Source organism: Ruminococcus sp. MCC718 (genome assembly GCF_018783905.1).
In the GTDB taxonomy this organism is placed as follows: Bacteria; Bacillota; Clostridia; order Lachnospirales; family Lachnospiraceae; genus Hominisplanchenecus; species Hominisplanchenecus faecis.
Window position 1 is genome coordinate 1 of sequence record NZ_WQNP01000001.1, and the last position, 2602, is coordinate 2602.

At 38.6% G+C, this 2602-nt stretch carries 3 protein-coding genes; all 3 read left to right on the forward strand.

Annotated elements, in window-relative coordinates:
- A partial coding sequence (locus GPK60_RS00005; protein ID WP_252191240.1) for a hypothetical protein occupies positions 1–537 on the forward strand: 537 nt, incomplete at its 5' end.
- A 137-nt stretch (positions 538–674) separates the two neighbouring features.
- Positions 675–1409, forward strand: a complete 735-nt coding sequence (locus GPK60_RS00010; protein WP_004612415.1) for a MerR family transcriptional regulator — start codon at positions 675–677, stop codon at positions 1407–1409.
- 140 nt (positions 1410–1549) lie between these two features.
- Complete coding sequence (locus GPK60_RS00015) at positions 1550–2596, forward strand: zinc-ribbon domain-containing protein (protein ID WP_252191241.1); 1047 nt, start codon at positions 1550–1552, stop codon at positions 2594–2596.
- Positions 2597–2602 lie beyond the last annotated feature (6 nt).

Here is a 2602-nt window from a genome sequence, read left to right on the forward strand (position 1 = left end):
AGTAATTCCACTGCTTTTTTAATAAAAATAAAACTGCGCCACAGCCTTGGCAGGCCATCGCGCAGCGATTTTGTTCAATCAGAGTTTGTGATGGTAGATAATATGGAATGGTTTAATGTTTTTGGGCTGATTTTTATTGCAGTCATTATGATACCCAATGTTGTATTTGCGATTAAGTGCAAAGATGGATTTGATAATAAGTGGAACAATAAATATGTTGAGGTCACAGAACAAGTAGGGAGATTGGGTTGTTTCGGATTCATGATAATCAATATTCCGGGAACTTGGTTCGGGTGGTGGTCTGACGAAGCATTTGTACTATATTTGATTGTAGATATCATATTGGTAATGCTTTATTGTGCTATTTGGATTATATGTTTTAAGAAAAACAGCGTTTTCAGAGCATTAGCACTTTCTATTATTCCTTCAATGTTGTTCTTATTTAGTGGGATTATGAGTAGGTCAGTGCTATTGATTATTGCATCAGTATTATTTGCACCAAGTCATATTGTGATTTCATATAAAAATGTAAAATGATATTTACAAATTCAAGTTTGTTAAATTGGAAAATTAGAATTTATCAAGCTGTTAATTTTGAAAATTTCTTTGAAAAACTATTGACTCCTACGCAACGTAATAGTTTACGATATGTTTATCGAGAGGAGGAAATGACAATGATGACAGTGAATGAGGTAAGTAAATTAACAGGAGTGAGTATACGTACTCTGCAGTATTATGATACCATTGGTCTCTTAAAACCTATTGAATATACAGAGTCAGGTTATAGGTTGTATGACGATACATCCTTGGAAAGGCTGCAACAAATTTTACTGTTTAAAGAATTGGAATTTCCGCTTAAGGAGATTAAAAAGATAATTGATGCCCCTAACTTTGACAGGAACAAAGCATTAGAGCAGCAGATTGAATTGCTAACTATGAAAAAAGAGCATCTTGAAAATCTTATTAGTTTCGCTCGAGGAATAAAAGGAATAGGAGTGAAATATATGGATTTTAAAGTATTTGATACAACAAAGATTGATGAGTATTCTAAACGAGCAAAAGAACAATGGGGACAAACCTCTGAGTATAAGGAGTTTGAAGAGAAAACAAAGAACTGGACGAAAGACGATGAAGCTACTGTTGCAAATGAGTTTATGCAATTATTTGTTGAATTCGGACAAATGAAAGAAATGGATCCAGAAGATGAACAGGTGCAGTTGCAGGTAAGGAAACTTCAGGATTACATTACAGATCATTTTTATACATGTTCTGATAAGATTTTATGCGGTCTTGGAAGAATGTATGCCGGTGGAGGAGAACTTACGGAAAATATTGATGATGTTGGAGGAGTTGGCACAGCAGAGTTTGCAAGTAAAGCTATTGATATATTTTATATGAGCAGAAGGTAAATTCCAGTTTGCCAACTTGCCCTTTGAGAGAGGAGAAATCCCTTTCTCAAAGGGCTTTTTTGATTGTACGGATATTCGCAAACTACAAGATAAAGCCAAAACTTCATATACTCTAAGCACAAGGAGGTTGAGGTTTGGCTATGAATAACAGTTTAGCAGAAGTACGCCCGGAACTTGTTCCTGAGTGGTCAGAGAAGAACTTACCGCTTACACCTGATGAGATTACTTTCGGTTCAAATAAAAAAGTATGGTGGAGAGGTGCTTGCGGTCATGAATGGCAGACAAGTGTTAAGGCTCGTTCCAATGGAGAGAAATGCCCGATATGTTCCGGTGCAAGAGTGATTGCAGGAATTAACGATTTGGCGACATTAGAGCCGTTACTGGCAAAGCAGTGGTCAAAAAAGAATAAGATAAAACCGACAGAGGTTTCTATTGGTTCTCATAAGAAAGTGATATGGAGATGTAAAAAAGGTCACGAGTGGGAAGCTGTCGTTAAGAGCAGGACAATAAATAAAACGGGTTGCCCGTATTGCTCCCACAATAAAGTGTTAGCAGGATTTAATGACCTTGCAACGCTTCTGCCGGATATAGCAGCCGAGTGGTCGGACAGAAATTATCCGTTACTTCCAACTCAGGTTACGGTCTTTGCCAATCGTAAGGCTTGGTGGAAGTGTAAGGATTGTGGCAGAGAGTGGAACACTCTTATTTCTACCCGTTCCGGTGGTAGTAAATGCTCGTATTGCAGTGGGTACATATTCCTGAAAGGATTTAACGATTTGCAGACAACACACCCTGAAATTGCTTCGGAGTGGTCGGAGAAGAACTTGCTATTGAAGCCTGATGAAGTAAATGCAAAGTCGAGGAAAAATGTCTGGTGGAGATGCGGTAAATGCGGTAACGAGTGGAAATCAGTTATCAATGCCCGTGTGAAAGGTACGGTATGCCCCGTTTGTGCGGAGAGAGAAGTCCTTGCCGGATATAATGATTTGGCGACAACAGATAATCAGCTTCTTAGCGAATGGGATTATGAACAGAATAAACTGAAGCCGACAGAGGTATCACGAACTTCAGCAAAGAGAGCGTGGTGGAAATGCAGGCACGGTCATTCATATCGCATTGCTTTTGGTATCGGTTCTGAAGCAGGAACAAAAGACGAAGGGCAAAGCAAGGCTTACCAATATGATTAAGTCAGG